Here is a 15,640-nt window from a genome sequence, read left to right on the forward strand (position 1 = left end):
GATGGTAATCACCGAATTAAGAAAGCAGTTCCCTATTTTGGGAAGAACAGTTAAAGATAAGCCATTGGTTTATTTTGATAATGCAGCTACTTCGCAAAAGCCACAATGCGTGATTGATGCTTTGAGCCATTATTATTCGTATTATAATGCCAATATTCATCGTGGCATTCACACACTTGCAGAAGAAGCTACACTTGCTTTTGAAGCTACTCGTGTTGCTGTTCAGGAGTTTTTAGGTGCTGCTTCCGCGGATGAAATCATTTTTACAAGAGGCACTACTGAAGCAATTAACCTGGTTGCTTATACCTGGGGCAGGGAAAATATTGGTGCTGGTGACGAGGTGATTATTTCCGAAATGGAGCACCACTCTAATATTGTACCCTGGCAAATCATTTGTGAAGAAAAGAATGCCGTTTTAAAAGTTATTCCCGTAAATGATAATGGGGAACTTGATATGGAGGTCTTTAGAGAAATGTTGAACAATAAAACCAAAATGGTAGCTATCGTTCATGTTTCTAATTCTTTAGGCACAGTAAATCCTGTTGAAGAAATTATCACAGCTGCGCATAAAGTAGGAGCAAAGGTGCTTGTGGATGGAGCGCAGTCGACTGTACATCTGGATCTCAATGTGCAGGAGATGGATTGTGATTTTTTTGCTTTTTCTGGTCATAAGGTTTATGGGCCTACTGGTGTAGGTGCTTTATATGGTAAAAAGGAGTTGTTGGAAAGTATGCCTGTTTTTCAGGGTGGGGGCGAGATGATCAAAGAGGTGACGTTTGAAAAAACTACTTACAATGATTTGCCTTATAAATATGAAGCGGGTACTCCGAATATTGCAGACACAATTGTCTTAAAAGCGGCATTGGATTTTGTTAAAGATATCGGAAAGGATAAGATCAGGGCACATGAAGAAGAATTGCTTGCCTATGCTACTGAGCAACTACAGGCCATTCCGGGCTTAACCATCATTGGTCAGGCAAAAAATAAAGTTAGTTTAGTGTCTTTTGTGGTGGAAGGAGTGCATCCTCAGGATATTGGGGTATTATTAGATAATATGGGAATTGCAGTCAGAACTGGTCATCATTGTACACAACCGCTGATGAAGCGTTTTGGTATTCCAGGTACAGTAAGGGCTTCCTTTGCATTATACAATCAAAAAGAAGAAATTGATTCATTAATAATTGCATTGAACAAAACTATAAAAATGTTAGCCTGATGAGATTGAAGCCGATACTTGAAATAGAAAAGGAGATTGTTGAAGATTTTGAATTGTTTGACAGCTGGGAGGATAAGTATGAATACATTATTGATCTCGGTAAAAAGCTGGAGGCACTGGATGATGTTTATAAAATAGAAGAAAATAAAATTAAAGGCTGTCAGTCTACTGTTTGGCTTACTTCTGCTTATCAGGATGGTAGGGTTGTTTTTAAGGCCGATAGTGATGCTGTGATTGTAAAGGGCTTGATCAGTATGCTGATTAAAGTTCTTTCAGATCATACGCCTGATGAAATTTTAGCTGCTAAAATGGATTTTATAGGCGAAATCGGCATGATGACACATTTGGCGCAGACTCGTTCTAATGGCTTGCTGGCCATGATAAAACAAATGAAAAATTACGCGCTTGCCTATAAAATGATGCATGACAATAAAAACTAATAGCTCATGGATAAGGAAGAATTAAAACAAAAGGTTATTGACTGTTTGCAAACGATATATGATCCTGAAATACCAGTGAGTATATATGAACTTGGTTTGATTTACGAGACTGAGATTCTGCCTCCATTGAATAATGTGCAGATTGTGATGACACTTACAGCACCTGGTTGTCCTGCTGCACAGATCATCCCACAGGAAGTAGAGCAAAAGGTAAAGGAAATTGAAGGGGTAAATGAGGTAAGTGTAATAGTTACCTGGGAGCCACCTTGGAATAGAGACATGATGTCTGAAGCGGCCAGACTGGAATTGGGTTTTATGTAAGTGATTGATTTAAGGTAATGAAGATAACAGCACAAGAGGAATACGGACTAAGAATTTTACTCCGGATTGCCAGACATGACCAGAAGACTGGTGTAACTATACCATTGATTAGTGATTCTGAGGGGATTTCTACTGCTTACGTGGCCAAACTTACAAGAATCTTACGTATAGCTGGCTATATAAACAGTACTCCTGGTAACAAGGGTGGTTATGTGTTGGCACAGCCTGCAGGTCAGATTAATATCAATCAGGTGATGAAGGTACTGGGTGGTGCGCTTTTTAGTAAGAAGTTTTGTGAGGAATATCCAGGTGCATTAATGTTATGTACAAATTCTATTGATTGCTCAATTCGCTCCTTATGGCAAATGATACAGCTTACTGTTGATCAGTTGTTGGATAAGGTGACTTTAAAGGATTTGATCAACCCAGAACAAGAATCAAGCGCTTTGCTGGAATCTATTTTGGAGCAACAAACTATTTAAAGAGATCATGTAATTTTTGTTGCAAAAAAATGTCCTTATAATTATACTGGGATGCCATTAACGCTTAATTTTGTCGGATGATCAATTCTCCCTTTACTATTACCCATATCGCAAAAATATTAGGTCTTATGTCTTTTAAGAAGACAAAAGAGGTATTGATTACGAAATTGGTAATTGATAGCAGGGCGGTAACAGATCCTGAAGGATCCTTGTTTTTCGCACTAACTGGTAAACAGGATGGGCATAAATATATAGCCGATGCTTATGCTAATGGAATAAGAAATTTTGTAATCAGTGATCCTCAATATAGCCAGAAATATACTGATGCTAATATATTGTTAGTGGAAGATGTTCTGCTTGCATTACAAAAGCTGGCAAAATATAATCGTGACCAATATGATTTAAAGGTGATTGGGATTACTGGAAGTAATGGGAAAACCATCGTTAAAGAATGGTTGTACCAGTTATTGGCTGCTGATTTCAACATCATAAGAAGTCCTAAAAGTTTTAATTCTCAAATTGGCGTTCCACTTTCTGTTTGGGAAATGAATGAGCATCATACATTGGGTGTTTTTGAAGCCGGGATATCTAAGGGGAATGAAATGGATGCGCTGGAAAAAATTATCAAGCCAAACATAGGGATTCTTACAAATTTAGGTGAAGCTCATGCTGAAGGATTTAGCTCTGCAATTGAAAAACTAAATGAAAAATTAAAGTTATTTAAAGATACGGAGCTGTTTATTTATGCGCCGGAATATACAGAAGGAATACCAAAAGATAATTTACCGGGTAAAACTAAATTTACATGGAGTCTTAAAGGGGCTGCGGATCTTCAGATTCTATTTGTTGAACCAGTTGACGGTCAAAATTATATCATAGCAAAATACAAAGGGATTGAAATATCCTGTCTGGTTCCTTTTAATGACCAGGCTTCGGTAGAGAATGCAATCATTTGTTGGGCAACATTGCTGGCCCTTGGGTATACCCCGGAACAGGCAGATGAGCGTTTAGATAAATTAACCAGGGTAAGTATGCGCCTGGAATTAAAAAATGGAATTAATCAATGTTCTGTAATTGACGATTCTTATAGTGCGGATATCTCATCTTTAGCAATTGCACTTGATTTTTTGAATATACAAAATCAACATCCTAAAAGAACTTTGGTTTTATCTGATCTTTATGAAACAGGAAAAGATAATCGGATCCTTTATAAAGAGATAGCAGCTTTGTTAAAGCAAAAAAATGTGGATAGAATGATTGGTGTGGGGCCAAATATAACGGCATCAAAAGGTTTGTTCCCTATGGAAACAACATTTTTTGAAAGTACACAGGCATTCATTGAAAGCTTTCCTTCTTTGCATTTTAACAATGAAACGATTCTGATAAAAGGAGCCAGAAAGTTTGAGTTTGAACGAATCAGCAAGTTAATCGAACAGAAAGTACATGATACTGTTATGGAGATTGACCTCAATGCTTTAGCTGGTAATCTTCAATTTTATAGAGCTAAATTACGTCCAGGGGTTAAGATCATGGCTATGGTTAAAGCTTTCTCTTATGGCAGTGGTAGTTTTGAAATTGCCAATCTTTTGCAGTACCATAAAGTAGATTATCTGGCTGTGGCTTATACTGATGAGGGTATCGCTTTAAGAAAAGGGGGGATTAAAATGCCTATTATGGTAATGAGTCCCGAACCATCTGCTTTTGATGCAATTGTAAGGTATAAACTTGAACCTGAATTGTATAATTTAGAAATCCTGAATAGCTTTATCAATTTTGTGAATGAGGTAAACTATCCTGTACATTTAAAAATTGATACGGGAATGCATCGACTAGGCTTTGAAGAGCCTGATTTACCGGAGCTTTTAAATCTATTGAAAAATACGGAAAAGATAAGAGTAACTTCTATTTTTTCTCATCTGGTAGGTAGTGAAGAGGGGTTGCATGATGATTTTACGAAACATCAGATAGCACGTTTTAATAATGTTGCGGACATTATCAGTAATTCTTTGGATTATCAAATCATCAAACATATTTCCAATACTTCTGCAATTTCCCGTCACCCAGATGCTCAGTTAGATATGGTTAGAATTGGAATTGGGTTGTATGGATTTGATGCTGGGATAAAAGATAATAAGGGATTGCAGACAGTAGCAGTTTTGAAGACAACAATAACCCAGATAAAGCATATTAAAGCTGACGAAACCGTAGGTTATGGCAGGCGTGGACTATTGCCTGCTGATGGAACTATTGCAACTGTTAAAATAGGATATGCTGATGGATACAATCGTGCCTTTGGTAATGGGGTAGGCCGGATGTTGATTAAGGGGAAATTGGCCCCTACGGTGGGGGTAATCTGTATGGATATGTGTATGCTTGATATAACTGGTCTGGATGTGAATACCGGCGATGAGGTGATTGTATTTAATGATCAATTAACTATTGCTATGCTGGCTAAGCAGATCAATACTATTCCCTATGAAATACTTACCAATGTTTCTCAACGGGTAAAGCGAGTGTACTTTTATGAATAAATCCATTATAAAAATATCTAATTTTGCATTATGAATAGAATTGGCAGGGCGCTACTAAATTATCTGATCAAAGGATTGTTAATTGTACTCCCTATTGCATTAAGTGTTTTTATTGTGATCTGGGCAGTAACTACTGTCGACAGCTGGTTAAATGTTAATAATATTCTGGGAGTTGATCCAAAAACCGGTGCAAGTAGAAATATTCCTGGTCTTGGACTTGCTTTGGTTATTTCATTAATCTTACTTGCTGGAATTTTTGTGACTTATTTTGTGACAGAACCAATGTACATGTGGTTCCAGCGTTTGTTAGACAAGGTTCCGTTTTTAAAGTTCATTTATTCTTCGATTAAAGATCTTACTGAAGCTTTTGTAGGGGATGAGAAGAAGTTTAACAATCCTGTGCTTGTTGAAGTTGAGGGTGATTTGAAACGAATTGGTTTTTTAACACAAAATGATCTGGCATCTATTGGTTTGCCAGGAGAATCTGTTGTTTATTTCCCGTTTTCTTATTCCTTTGCCGGACAGGTTTATGTGGTGAAACATGAGAAGATAAAGCCGCTAAATATGAGTGCTGCAGAAGCTATGAAATTGGTGGTGTCTGGTGGTGTGAGCCATTTTGGGTAAAAAAATGGTTTATTGTTCTCCTCAACAAATCTTTTGCGGAAGAGCAAAATCTTTGCATATCGGCTCACAACAAAACCATTTTTTTCTGAAATGCACCACCACCAGTGGGAGTAAGAAGGAACCCTAAAACAAGAAAAATGATAAAGATTTACCATAATAATAGGTGCAGTAAAAGCAGATGTGCTTTAACAGCTTTAGAAGAAAGCGGGCAGGAGTTTGAGGTGATCAATTACCTGCAATCAACACCTACAGCAGATGAACTTCGTGAGATTATAAAAAAGTTAGGCATTAAACCTCATGACCTTATTCGTAAAGGTGAAGCTGTCTATATTTCAGAATTTAAAGGTAAAGATCTTTCTGATGAAGAATGGATTGCAGCAATGGTTGAAAATCCCATTCTAATTGAGCGACCAATATTGGTTTCTGGTGATAAGGCCGTTATTGCAAGACCAACTGAACGAATTAACGAGATTCTGAATTAATCTCTACTGAAAAGAGTATTTATTGTACAAAAAAAGTCAGATGTTGTGAGCCGACATGCAAAGATTTTGCCCTTCAGCAAAAGATTTGAGGAGGCGAACAATCTCTGACTTTTTTCTTATAAAAAGGATGTTAGTTGCTCTTAGAAATTCGGTTTCAATACATACTTCTCATAGAATCTAAATATATGTTCAACAGCCTCTTCAGCAGTATCAACTAATCTGAAAAGGTTCAAATCTTCTGCATGTATATTGTGCTCTTTTTGCAACATGGTGTTTTTAATCCAATCAATTAATCCACCCCAATAATCTTTTCCCACTAAAACAATTGGGAACCTTGCAATCTTACCAGTCTGAATTAATGTGATGGCTTCAAATAACTCATCCATTGTTCCCATTCCACCAGGCAAAACAATAAAGCCCTGAGAATACTTCATGAACATTACTTTCCGGATAAAGAAATAATCGAACTCCAGAAGTTTGTTATGATCAATATACTTATTGTGGAATTGCTCAAAAGGTAGTTCTATATTTAAACCTACAGATTTACCACCATTGTTGTGAGCACCTTTATTACCAGCTTCCATAATACCAGGGCCACCTCCGGTAATTACACCGTAACCACGCTCAGTAAGTAACCTTCCGCATTCAACAGCAATTTCATAGTATTTATTCGTTTCAGCTGTTCTTGCTGAACCAAAGATGGATACGCAAGGACCAATCTTTGCTAGTTTTTCGAATCCGTCAACAAATTCGGCCATTATTTTAAAGATCTGCCAGGAGTCTGTAACCTTTATTTCCTGCCAGTTTTTATTTTCAAAAGCACTTCTTATTTTTTCTTCACTTGTCATTCTATAGGTGTATTAAATATTAGAATTTGGTTTGGGTAGTTGATGTTTTTCCGGTAACCCAAAGCAGTATAAAGGTGATTAACCCGTTTAATATAATCAATTCAAAACCCAAAGCATAATTGAACCACTGCATTGAATTTTTATCAATTATAAAACATAATATTGGCGAAAGCAAACAGATGTAAGGCACTAGCTTATCCGTAACTGCTCTTCTGGTTAACATTCCAATGCCGAAAAGTCCGACTAGCGGTCCGTAAGTATAACCAGCTGCTTTGAAAATCGCATTCACTACAGAATCATCGTTGATGATTTTAAAAATCATGATGACCATAACCATTAGAACAGAAAATCCAACGTGTACCATGTGTCTTTTACGAACAAGGTCAGGCGCATTCTGATCTGCTTTTTTATCGAAGTGTAAAAAGTCGATACAGAAAGAAGTAGTTAAAGCCGTTAATGCAGAGTCTGTAGTAGCAAAAGTTGCAGCCGTTAATCCCAGCATGAAAATAATACCAGGTATTACATTAAGGTGATTCAGCGCTATTTCAGGATATAGGTGATCTGGAGTATTTAAAGCTGCAACATCAATTCCGTTATTAGCAGCAAAAAGATATAGTAAAGCTCCAACACTTAAAAAGAAAATATTCATGATTACAAATACAATCGTAAAAGTAAACATGTTCTTTTGGGCTTCGCCAATGGTTTTCATACTCAGGTTTTTCTGCATCAGATCCTGATCAAGCCCGGTCATGGCAATTGTAACAAATATCCCCCCTAAAAACTGTTTAATGAAATGTGTTTTGCTACCAAGGAAATCTTCCCAGAAGAAGATCTTAGAATAACTGCTGGTTTTGACAGCTTCGAAAGTTCCGGCAACATCAAGGTTTAAAGATTTGGCAATAAATACAATAGATAATACAACTGAAAGTAGTAGGAAGACCGTTTGAAGTGTGTCGGTAATGATAATTGTTTTTAAACCACCCTTATGAGTATACAGCCATATCAGTACAAGACAAATAACTATTGTTACCCAGAAAGGGACATTCCATGCATCAAAAATGAACTTTTGCAATACAATAGCAACCAGGTAAAGACGGAAAGCAGAGCCAATAGTGCGGGAGACCAAAAAGATTACAGCACCTGTTTTGTAACTCATGAAGCCTAAGCGACGTTCCAGATACGTATAAATGGAAATGATATTTAGCCTGTAATATAGTGGCAAGAGTACAGTTGCAATGATTATAAAGCCGACTGCATTACCCAGTATAAACTGGAAATAACCGAAGTCACTTTTACCTACGGCTCCTGGAACAGATATAAATGTTACTCCAGATAATGCAGTGCCAATCATTCCAAATGCGACCAGGTACCATTTAGAGTTCCTGTTTGCTATAAAGAAAGAAGCATTATCAGAATTGTTCCTTGAAGTGAAGTAGGCCACGCCAATTAATAGCGCGAAGTAACCAATAAGAAAAGATAAAAGTATAATTGGACTCATATTATAGTTTATTAGGTAGATAAATGTAAGGAATTTTGATCTGCTACATAGCATACAGAAAAAAACATGATCAATTTTAATTAAATTTGTGCCATGAACTTTTCCTCTAAACTGCTTGAAGACGCTGTTAATGAATTCTCAAAGCTTCCCGGTGTAGGGCAAAAGACAGCATTGAGATTGGTATTACATCTGTTAAACAAAGAACAGGAAGAGGTAGACCAGTTCGGAAACGCCCTGATCAGACTTAGAAAGGAAATCAAACATTGTCGTATATGTCACAATATTTCAGATCAGGAGATTTGTAATATCTGTTCATCCAATAAGAAAGAGAAAGAAGTTATTTGTGTGGTTGAAGATACAAGGGATGTGATGGCTGTGGAAAATACAGGGCAGTATTTCGGTGTCTACCATGTGTTGGGTGGATTAATATCGCCTATGGATGGTATAGGCCCTGCAGATCTGTTTATCGATTCTTTGGTTCAGCGTGTGGCAACAACGCCCATAAAGGAAGTCATATTAGCTTTAAGTGCGACTATGGAAGGCGATACGACTTTGTTTTACTTGTATAAAAGATTAAAGGATTTTCAAATTCCAATTACTACCATTGCAAGAGGAATTGCATTTGGTGGTGAGCTGGAATATGCAGATGAAATTACTTTAGGGAGATCAATCGTTACCCGCGTGCCTTATCAGGGTTCATTAATTAAATAGTCAGTATGGATTTTAAGAATAAAGTAATCATAATTACCGGTGCATCATCGGGTATAGGAAAAGCATGTGCTGAGGAGTTTGCAAAAAGAGGAGCGAACCTGGTGCTTGCTGCCAGGCAATATGTAACATTATGTGAAATAACCGCTGATCTGGAAAAACGATACGGGATAAAAGCGATTGCTGTGCAAACAGATGTGAGTAAAGAAGAAGATTGTAAGCTGTTGATCAAGCAGGCCTTAGTTACATTTAGTAAAATCGATATTTTGATCAATAATGCAGGTCTATCTATGCGTGCCCTATTTAATGAGCTTGATCTTTCCGTATTAAAAAATTTGATGGACGTAAACTTCTGGGGCACAGTGTACTGTACTAAATATGCATTGCCTGAAATCCTGAAAACTAAAGGGAATGTGGTTGGAGTGTCTTCAATAGCTGGCTACCGTGGTTTACCTGGCCGTACCGGATATTCATCCTCTAAATTTGCGATGAATGGTTTCATGGAATCTTTGCGTACCGAATTGCTAAAAACAGGTGTACATGTAATGGTGGCATGTCCGGGCTTTACAGCTTCTAACATTCGTGTTACTGCTTTAGCTAAAGATGGAGCATCCCATGGCGAGACCAGTATGGAAGAAGGAAAGATGATGAGTGCTGATACGGTTGCGAAAACTATAGCAGATGGCATTGCTGCACGTAAGCGTACATTGATTATGACAGGGCAGGGTAAACTAACGGTTTGGCTTAATAAATTATTCCCTGCACTGGCTGATAAGCTGGTATTCAATCATTTTACAAAAGAGAAGAATGCATTGATTAAATAAATTTATTTTAAGAAAGATTTGCTCCTTTGCAAAAACAATTACATATTTGTTGAAATGATACTTACAAACGTACTTAATAAATGGTGGTGGCACAACGCAAATGCGTAGTGTAACCCTGTATTGAACGTTTTTATTTTATATAATAATATTTGAGGGTTGCTATAAGGCAACCTTTTTTGTTTTACAACCTTTTTTAAAAGCCTGGCTTTTGATACCCAATATGAAAAAGATACTTAACCACTTATTTGAAAACAAAACCTTTAGTAGTGCTGAGGCGCAAAGAATTTTAACTGCGATTGCTCTTGGTGAATTTAATACTTCGCAGATAGCAGCATTTATTACTGCTTATGGTATGCGTAATATAACGGTTGAAGAGCTGCAGGGCTTCCGTGATGCCATGCTTGATCTATGTATTAAACTTGATTTTTCGGACTTTGAACTGGTTGATTTATGTGGTACAGGTGGGGATGGAAAAGACACTTTTAATATTTCAACGCTTGCTTCTTTTGTAACAGCGGGAGCCGGCTATAAAGTAGCTAAACATGGTAATTATGGTGTTTCTTCAGGTTGTGGTTCTTCGAACGTAATGGAATATCTTGGGTATTCATTTACGAGTGATCAGGATGTATTGAAAAGAAGTCTGGATCATGCAGGTATTTGTTTTATCCATGCGCCATTGTTTAATCCTGCGATGAAAACAGTAGCACCAATCCGTAAAGAGCTGGGGGTGAAAACCTTTTTCAATATGCTAGGGCCGATGGTAAATCCAGCGCAGCCTAAAAATCAGATAGTAGGTGTGTTTAGTTTAGAGCTAGCTCGTTTGTATGCCTATCTATATCAGAATACAGATAAGAATTATACTATCCTGCATGCGGTAAATGGCTTTGATGAAGTCTCATTAACCTGTGATGTGAAAACCTTTAGTAAAAAAGGTGAAGCGCTTTTGAAAGTTGCTGATCTGGGTTTTGAACAAATAACTGAGGATAAGATAAAAGGAGGGGATACAGTAGAATCTTCAGCAGAGATATTTATGAATGTATTAAATGGTAAAGGAACAGATGAACAAAATAGTGTTGTATTATGTAATGCGGCATTGGCTATTCAGACTATAAATGATTCCAAATCATTTGGCGATTGTTTTTATGAGGCTGAGTCTTCATTAATGGGGTTGCAGGCACTTGACCGGTTTAAAAAACTAACAGGAAGATAAAACAGAATTTAATCACCTAACAAAAACTCAACAAATGGATGTTAAACTGAAAATATGTGGAATGAAACTGCCTGAAAACATACAGGATGTCACCACTTTAAAACCAGATTATTTAGGCTTTATTTTTTTTAGAGATTCCAAACGGTTTGTAGATGGTTTGACGCCTTTGTTTGTCAAAAACCTTCCAGCAGGGATTAGAAAGGCAGGTGTTTTTGTAAATGAAGAATTAAACAGAGTAGCACAGCTTGCAGTTTTATATGGCTTAAATGCTGTTCAGCTGCATGGACAGGAACCTGTGAAATACTGTATTGCATTAAAAGGTTTGCTGGCTGATGCAGGAATTGAGCTGATCAAAGCATTCGGAGTAGATGAACATTTTGATTTTAATACAGTAAATCCTTATTCAAACGTAGTAGATTATTTTTTATTCGATACGCAAACACCAGATCATGGAGGCTCTGGAAAGACCTTTAGCTGGGCGCTTCTTGATAACTATAAGCTAAACAAACCATACTTTTTAAGTGGAGGTATTTCATTGGAAAGTGTGGAGCAATTGAAACAAATAAATGACCCGCGTTTATATGCTATTGATGTGAATAGCAGATTTGAACTTGCGCCGGGTTTAAAAGACATAGATAAATTAAAAGACTTTAAGAGTAAACTAGCACTATGAGTTATTTTGTAAATGAAAAGGGGTATTACGGGGATTTCGGTGGAGCCTATATTCCGGAAATGCTTTATCCAAACGTTGAAGAATTGAGACAGAATTATCTTAACATAATTCAGGACGAATCCTTTCAAAAAGAATTTCAGCAATTATTGAAAGATTATGTTGGAAGGCCTTCGCCATTGTATTTAGCGAAACGCCTTTCACAAAAATACAATGCCAATATCTTCCTGAAAAGAGAAGACCTGAACCATACGGGAGCGCATAAGATTAACAATACCATCGGACAGATTTTGTTGGCAGAACGATTGGGGAAAAAACGGATTATTGCAGAAACAGGAGCAGGTCAGCATGGTGTAGCTACAGCAACAGTCTGCGCATTGCGTGGCTTGGAATGTGTGGTGTACATGGGAGAAGTAGATATTCAGCGCCAGGCACCAAATGTAGCAAGAATGAAAATGCTAGGTGCAAAGGTCGTTTCTGCTACTTCAGGTAGTAAAACACTTAAAGATGCAACTAATGAGGCAATGCGCGACTGGATGAATAATCCGGTAGATACACATTACATCATAGGTTCAGTGGTAGGGCCACATCCATATCCTGATATGGTTGGCATTTTTCAATCTATTATATCAGAAGAAACTAAAAAACAGCTTATAGAGCATACTGGAAATGACCAGCCTGATTATGTTTTGGCTTGCGTAGGCGGTGGTAGTAATGCTTTGGGTATGTTCTATCATTTTATTGATGATGAAAAGGTGAAGTTGATTGCAGTTGAGGCAGGCGGTAAGGGTGTGGATAGTGGTTTTTCGGCTGCCACTACAGCTTTAGGAAAAGAAGGAGTATTGCATGGGAGCAGAAGTATATTGATGCAAACGCATGATGGACAAGTTGTAGAACCTCATTCAGTTTCTGCGGGATTGGATTATCCGGGTATTGGCCCACAGCATGCTCATTTATTTAAAACTGGTCGTGGACAATATGTATCGATCACTGATGACGAGTCATTACAAGCAGGCTTATTGCTTACCCAGATGGAAGGTATTATTCCTGCAATCGAAAGTGCACACGCTTTAGCATACTTAGAGAAGATGACTTTTAAAGGCGGAGAAAATGTAGTGGTTTGTCTTTCAGGACGTGGAGATAAAGACATGGATACTTATATGAAATACTTTAACCTATAATTTGGTATGAGCAGAATTAAAGAACTTTTTGAAACGAAGAAAAATATATTATCAATCTATTATACAGCAGGGTATCCAAGCTTAAATGATACGGTTACAATTGCAGAAGCATTAGAACAAAACGGGGCACAGATTATAGAAGTTGGTTTTCCTTATTCTGATCCAGTTGCAGACGGACCAACTATTCAGGCAAGCAGTAAGCAATCACTTGATCAGGGAATGGATCTGAAAACATTATTTGAACAGCTTAAAGACCTTCGTAAGCGTGTATCTATCCCGGTCGTGTTAATGGGGTATTTTAATACAGTATTGCAGTTTGGCGTAGAGAATTTTTGTAAGGCCTGTGTTGAGGTAGGGGTTGATGGGTGTATAGTCCCTGATCTTCCTATCATAGAATACGAAGAAATTTATCAGCCTATATTTGAAAAATATGGTATATCTAATATTTTCCTGGTTACTCCGCAGACTTCTCCTGAGCGTATCCGGAAAATAGATGGAATAAGCACAGGTTTCATTTATCTGGTATCCTCATCGGCTACAACCGGACAACAATTGCAATTGTCAGAAAATACAGAAGGTTATTTCTCTAGAATTGCAGATATGAAGTTGAAGAATCCAATGATGACTGGCTTTGGTATCTACAATAAGGAAACTTTTGATAAAGCTTGTCAATATGCCAATGGTGCAATTATAGGAAGTGCTTTTGTAAAAGCACTTGATCCAGCCGATTTAACCGGTAGTATAAAAAACTTTATGGCAGTATTTAAATCTTAGCGATTACTCTCTTTTTGTTGATTGACTTCAAGAAGATAAATCCAACGAGTCCTGAAATTACAGAAGCACAAAGAATGGCAAATTTGGCTTCTGTAACATGAAGTTCATCACTAAATGAAAGCAGAGAGATAAAGATGGACATGGTAAAACCAATGCCCGCCAGCATTCCTAAGCCAATAATATGTTTCCAACCAGATCTTGAGGGTAAGCTACCTAGTTTCAGTTTTACAGCTATCCATGAAAATAAGGTTACTCCAATAGTTTTACCTACAAATAAACCTGTAATAATACCCATTCCTAAAGGAGAGACCAGGCCGCTGACCATTTCTTTTTGAAAGGTAATGTTTGTATTTGCCAAAGCGAAAATGGGCATAATAAAGTAATTTACAGGGCCATTTAGCAAATGCTCTAATTTTTCTAAAGGGGATTCTACATTAGTTGCATTTGTTGGTATTGTTAAAGCAAGTAATACCCCAGCGATTGTAGCGTGAATACCAGAATGGTGAATGAAATACCAAAGGAAGACACCTGGGATAAGGTAAAAAAACAATTGCTTTATATTGAAAAAATTAAATGCTATCAATAGCAGCATAACCCCTGCTGCCATCAAAAGGTAGTCGAAGTGTACTTCATTGGTATAAAAAACAGCAATCACCAGGATGGCACCGAGGTCATCTACAATGGCAAGAGCGGCTAAAAATACTTTTAAGGAAGTAGGTACACTTTTACCTAGCATTGAGATAATGGCCAGGGCAAATGCAATATCTGTAGCCATTGGAATACCCCAGCCTGAAGCGGTGGACTGACCTTTGTTGAATAAAAAATAGATGAAAGCCGGAACCAGCATACCACCAAGGGCTGCTACAACAGGTAAAGAAGCTTTTTTAATGGAGGATAACTCGCCCTCAATCATCTCTCGCTTAATTTCCAGACCTACAAGTAAAAAGAATATGGCCATTAAGGCATCGTTAATCCATGCCGATACCGTAAAAGCATAAGTCTGCTCACCAAACTTAAAACCAAAATCTGTGGCTAGAAAACTGGAAAAAGCCTCAGCAAAGGAGGAGTTAGCGATAAACAATGAAATTGCTACACAAACCAATAAAATTATACCACCAATTTGCCCTGAACGGAAAAAATCCTTAAATGCCTGTAGGTTTATAAGTTTCGCCATATGACAGTAAATGTAGTTATTTTAGATAAACTATAGAAAGCTATCCAAGTCACCTTTACCTTGACGGATCACCTCAAAGTCGCCAGATGTACAGTCGACAACTGTAGAGGGCTCATTATCACCATAACCACCATCTACGACTATATCCACATTATCTTCATATTTTTCATGAATTAATTCCGGATCTGTAGAATATTCGATAACCTCATCGTCATCGCGAATTGAAGTTGATAAAATAGGATTGCCTAATTGCCTGACAATTTCTCTGGCAATATCATTATCTGGCACCCTGATGCCTACTGTTTTTTTATTGGAACTTAATAGTTTAGGGACATTATTATTCGCATTCAAAATAAATGTAAAAGGCCCTGGTAGTGCTTTTTTGAGTACCCTGAAAGTTGCTGTGTCAATTGGTTTGATATAATCCGAAATGTGTCTCAGATCAGAACAGATAAAAGAGAAATTGGCTTTTTCAGGCTTTATTCCTCTAATGCGACAAATCTTTTCTATGGCTTTTTGATTGGTAATATCACAGCCTAAACCATACACAGTATCGGTGGGGTAAATGATTAAACCACCTTTTTTTAATACCTCAACAATTTGTTCAATTGCTTTGGGATTTGGGTTCTCAGGATAGATTTTGATAAGCATATGTAA

The 15,640-nt window shown here is 37.4% G+C and carries 17 protein-coding genes; 13 read left to right on the forward strand and 4 right to left on the reverse strand.

Translation table 11 applies throughout. The annotated features are described in order from the left end of the window. Position 1: 1 nt before the first annotated feature. The 7 genes from WC623_RS16495 to arsC all read left to right on the forward strand — a co-directional run bounded on the left by WC623_RS16495 (position 2) and on the right by arsC (position 6,096). A complete protein-coding gene (locus WC623_RS16495) occupies positions 2-1,216 on the forward strand; it encodes an aminotransferase class V-fold PLP-dependent enzyme (protein ID WP_372853058.1) in 1,215 nt (404 codons plus the stop codon). After that, positions 1,216-1,656 (forward strand): SufE family protein, encoded by a 441-nt coding sequence (locus tag WC623_RS16500; protein WP_372853060.1) that lies wholly within the window; start codon positions 1,216-1,218, stop codon positions 1,654-1,656. The genes WC623_RS16495 and WC623_RS16500 overlap by 1 nt, the downstream gene beginning before the upstream one ends. A gap of 6 nt (positions 1,657-1,662) precedes the next feature. Next, on the forward strand, positions 1,663-1,977 hold the full coding sequence (locus tag WC623_RS16505; RefSeq protein WP_372853062.1) for an iron-sulfur cluster assembly protein: 315 nt from the start codon (positions 1,663-1,665) through the stop codon (positions 1,975-1,977). Between the two features lie 17 nt (positions 1,978-1,994). Beyond that, entirely contained in the window at positions 1,995-2,459 is a 465-nt protein-coding gene (locus WC623_RS16510; protein ID WP_372853064.1) for an Rrf2 family transcriptional regulator, read from the forward strand. Between the two features lie 77 nt (positions 2,460-2,536). Further along, entirely contained in the window at positions 2,537-4,990 is a 2,454-nt protein-coding gene (locus tag WC623_RS16515) for a bifunctional UDP-N-acetylmuramoyl-tripeptide:D-alanyl-D-alanine ligase/alanine racemase (RefSeq protein ID WP_372853066.1), read from the forward strand. Between the two features lie 30 nt (positions 4,991-5,020). Then, a complete protein-coding gene (locus WC623_RS16520) occupies positions 5,021-5,614 on the forward strand; it encodes a DUF502 domain-containing protein (RefSeq protein ID WP_372853068.1) in 594 nt (197 codons plus the stop codon). A 137-nt stretch (positions 5,615-5,751) separates the two neighbouring features. Next, on the forward strand, positions 5,752-6,096 hold the full coding sequence (gene arsC, locus WC623_RS16525) for an arsenate reductase (glutaredoxin) (protein WP_372853070.1): 345 nt from the start codon (positions 5,752-5,754) through the stop codon (positions 6,094-6,096). A 140-nt stretch (positions 6,097-6,236) separates the two neighbouring features. On the opposite strand, the gene WC623_RS16530 is transcribed toward arsC, so the two are convergent. Together WC623_RS16530 and WC623_RS16535 are read right to left on the reverse strand one after the other, a co-directional pair. Continuing rightward, positions 6,237-6,944 (reverse strand): TIGR00730 family Rossman fold protein, encoded by a 708-nt coding sequence (locus WC623_RS16530; RefSeq protein WP_372853072.1) that lies wholly within the window; start codon positions 6,942-6,944, stop codon positions 6,237-6,239. A 19-nt stretch (positions 6,945-6,963) separates the two neighbouring features. Beyond that, positions 6,964-8,442, reverse strand: coding sequence for a sodium:solute symporter (locus WC623_RS16535; protein WP_372853074.1), 1,479 nt, complete (start codon positions 8,440-8,442; stop codon positions 6,964-6,966). Between the two features lie 93 nt (positions 8,443-8,535). Between WC623_RS16535 and recR the strand changes: the two genes are divergently transcribed. The 6 genes from recR to trpA all read left to right on the forward strand — a co-directional run bounded on the left by recR (position 8,536) and on the right by trpA (position 13,809). After that, positions 8,536-9,153: a recombination mediator RecR gene (gene recR, locus WC623_RS16540; RefSeq protein WP_372853076.1), complete on the forward strand. Its 618-nt coding sequence runs from the start codon at positions 8,536-8,538 to the stop codon at positions 9,151-9,153. A gap of 5 nt (positions 9,154-9,158) precedes the next feature. Beyond that, on the forward strand, positions 9,159-9,974 hold the full coding sequence (locus WC623_RS16545) for an SDR family oxidoreductase (RefSeq protein ID WP_372853078.1): 816 nt from the start codon (positions 9,159-9,161) through the stop codon (positions 9,972-9,974). 220 nt (positions 9,975-10,194) lie between these two features. Next, entirely contained in the window at positions 10,195-11,184 is a 990-nt protein-coding gene (trpD, locus tag WC623_RS16550; RefSeq protein WP_372853080.1) for an anthranilate phosphoribosyltransferase, read from the forward strand. A 34-nt stretch (positions 11,185-11,218) separates the two neighbouring features. Further along, on the forward strand, positions 11,219-11,857 hold the full coding sequence (locus WC623_RS16555; protein WP_372853082.1) for a phosphoribosylanthranilate isomerase: 639 nt from the start codon (positions 11,219-11,221) through the stop codon (positions 11,855-11,857). Then, positions 11,854-13,035, forward strand: coding sequence for a tryptophan synthase subunit beta (gene trpB, locus WC623_RS16560; RefSeq protein ID WP_372853084.1), 1,182 nt, complete (start codon positions 11,854-11,856; stop codon positions 13,033-13,035). The genes WC623_RS16555 and trpB overlap by 4 nt, the downstream gene beginning before the upstream one ends. 6 nt (positions 13,036-13,041) lie before the next feature. Beyond that, the gene (gene trpA / locus WC623_RS16565; protein ID WP_372853086.1) at positions 13,042-13,809 is read left to right on the forward strand and encodes a tryptophan synthase subunit alpha; all 768 of its coding nucleotides are present in this window, start codon (positions 13,042-13,044) and stop codon (positions 13,807-13,809) included. Here trpA and nhaA read toward each other — a convergent pair. Together nhaA and WC623_RS16575 are read right to left on the reverse strand one after the other, a co-directional pair. After that, positions 13,799-14,983 carry a Na+/H+ antiporter NhaA gene (gene nhaA, locus WC623_RS16570; protein ID WP_372853088.1) on the reverse strand — a complete coding sequence of 395 codons (1,185 nt, stop codon included), beginning with the start codon at positions 14,981-14,983 and terminating at the stop codon, positions 13,799-13,801. The genes trpA and nhaA overlap by 11 nt on opposite strands. A 30-nt stretch (positions 14,984-15,013) precedes the next feature. Then, the gene (locus WC623_RS16575; protein WP_372853090.1) at positions 15,014-15,634 is read right to left on the reverse strand and encodes an L-threonylcarbamoyladenylate synthase; all 621 of its coding nucleotides are present in this window, start codon (positions 15,632-15,634) and stop codon (positions 15,014-15,016) included. Positions 15,635-15,640: the final 6 nt, after the last annotated feature.

Origin of the sequence: Pedobacter sp. (assembly GCF_041645105.1) — a bacterium.
Lineage (GTDB): Bacteria > Bacteroidota > Bacteroidia > Sphingobacteriales > Sphingobacteriaceae > Pedobacter.

Bases quoted from the DNA above. Each gene is read 5' to 3' on its own strand.
- recR (WP_372853076.1), top strand. From the start codon at position 8,536: ATGAACTTTTCCTCTAAACTGCTTGAAGACGCTGTTAATGAATTCTCA.
- WC623_RS16575 (WP_372853090.1), bottom strand. From the start codon at position 15,634: ATGCTTATCAAAATCTATCCTGAGAACCCAAATCCCAAAGCAATTGAA.
- trpB (WP_372853084.1), top strand. From the start codon at position 11,854: ATGAGTTATTTTGTAAATGAAAAGGGGTATTACGGGGATTTCGGTGGA.
- WC623_RS16500 (WP_372853060.1), top strand. From the start codon at position 1,216: ATGAGATTGAAGCCGATACTTGAAATAGAAAAGGAGATTGTTGAAGAT.
- arsC (WP_372853070.1), top strand. From the start codon at position 5,752: ATGATAAAGATTTACCATAATAATAGGTGCAGTAAAAGCAGATGTGCT.
- WC623_RS16505 (WP_372853062.1), top strand. From the start codon at position 1,663: ATGGATAAGGAAGAATTAAAACAAAAGGTTATTGACTGTTTGCAAACG.
- WC623_RS16555 (WP_372853082.1), top strand. From the start codon at position 11,219: ATGGATGTTAAACTGAAAATATGTGGAATGAAACTGCCTGAAAACATA.
- nhaA (WP_372853088.1), bottom strand. From the start codon at position 14,983: ATGGCGAAACTTATAAACCTACAGGCATTTAAGGATTTTTTCCGTTCA.
- WC623_RS16545 (WP_372853078.1), top strand. From the start codon at position 9,159: ATGGATTTTAAGAATAAAGTAATCATAATTACCGGTGCATCATCGGGT.
- WC623_RS16520 (WP_372853068.1), top strand. From the start codon at position 5,021: ATGAATAGAATTGGCAGGGCGCTACTAAATTATCTGATCAAAGGATTG.
- WC623_RS16530 (WP_372853072.1), bottom strand. From the start codon at position 6,944: ATGACAAGTGAAGAAAAAATAAGAAGTGCTTTTGAAAATAAAAACTGG.
- trpA (WP_372853086.1), top strand. From the start codon at position 13,042: ATGAGCAGAATTAAAGAACTTTTTGAAACGAAGAAAAATATATTATCA.
- WC623_RS16535 (WP_372853074.1), bottom strand. From the start codon at position 8,442: ATGAGTCCAATTATACTTTTATCTTTTCTTATTGGTTACTTCGCGCTA.
- WC623_RS16495 (WP_372853058.1), top strand. From the start codon at position 2: ATGGTAATCACCGAATTAAGAAAGCAGTTCCCTATTTTGGGAAGAACA.
- WC623_RS16515 (WP_372853066.1), top strand. From the start codon at position 2,537: ATGATCAATTCTCCCTTTACTATTACCCATATCGCAAAAATATTAGGT.
- WC623_RS16510 (WP_372853064.1), top strand. From the start codon at position 1,995: ATGAAGATAACAGCACAAGAGGAATACGGACTAAGAATTTTACTCCGG.
- trpD (WP_372853080.1), top strand. From the start codon at position 10,195: ATGAAAAAGATACTTAACCACTTATTTGAAAACAAAACCTTTAGTAGT.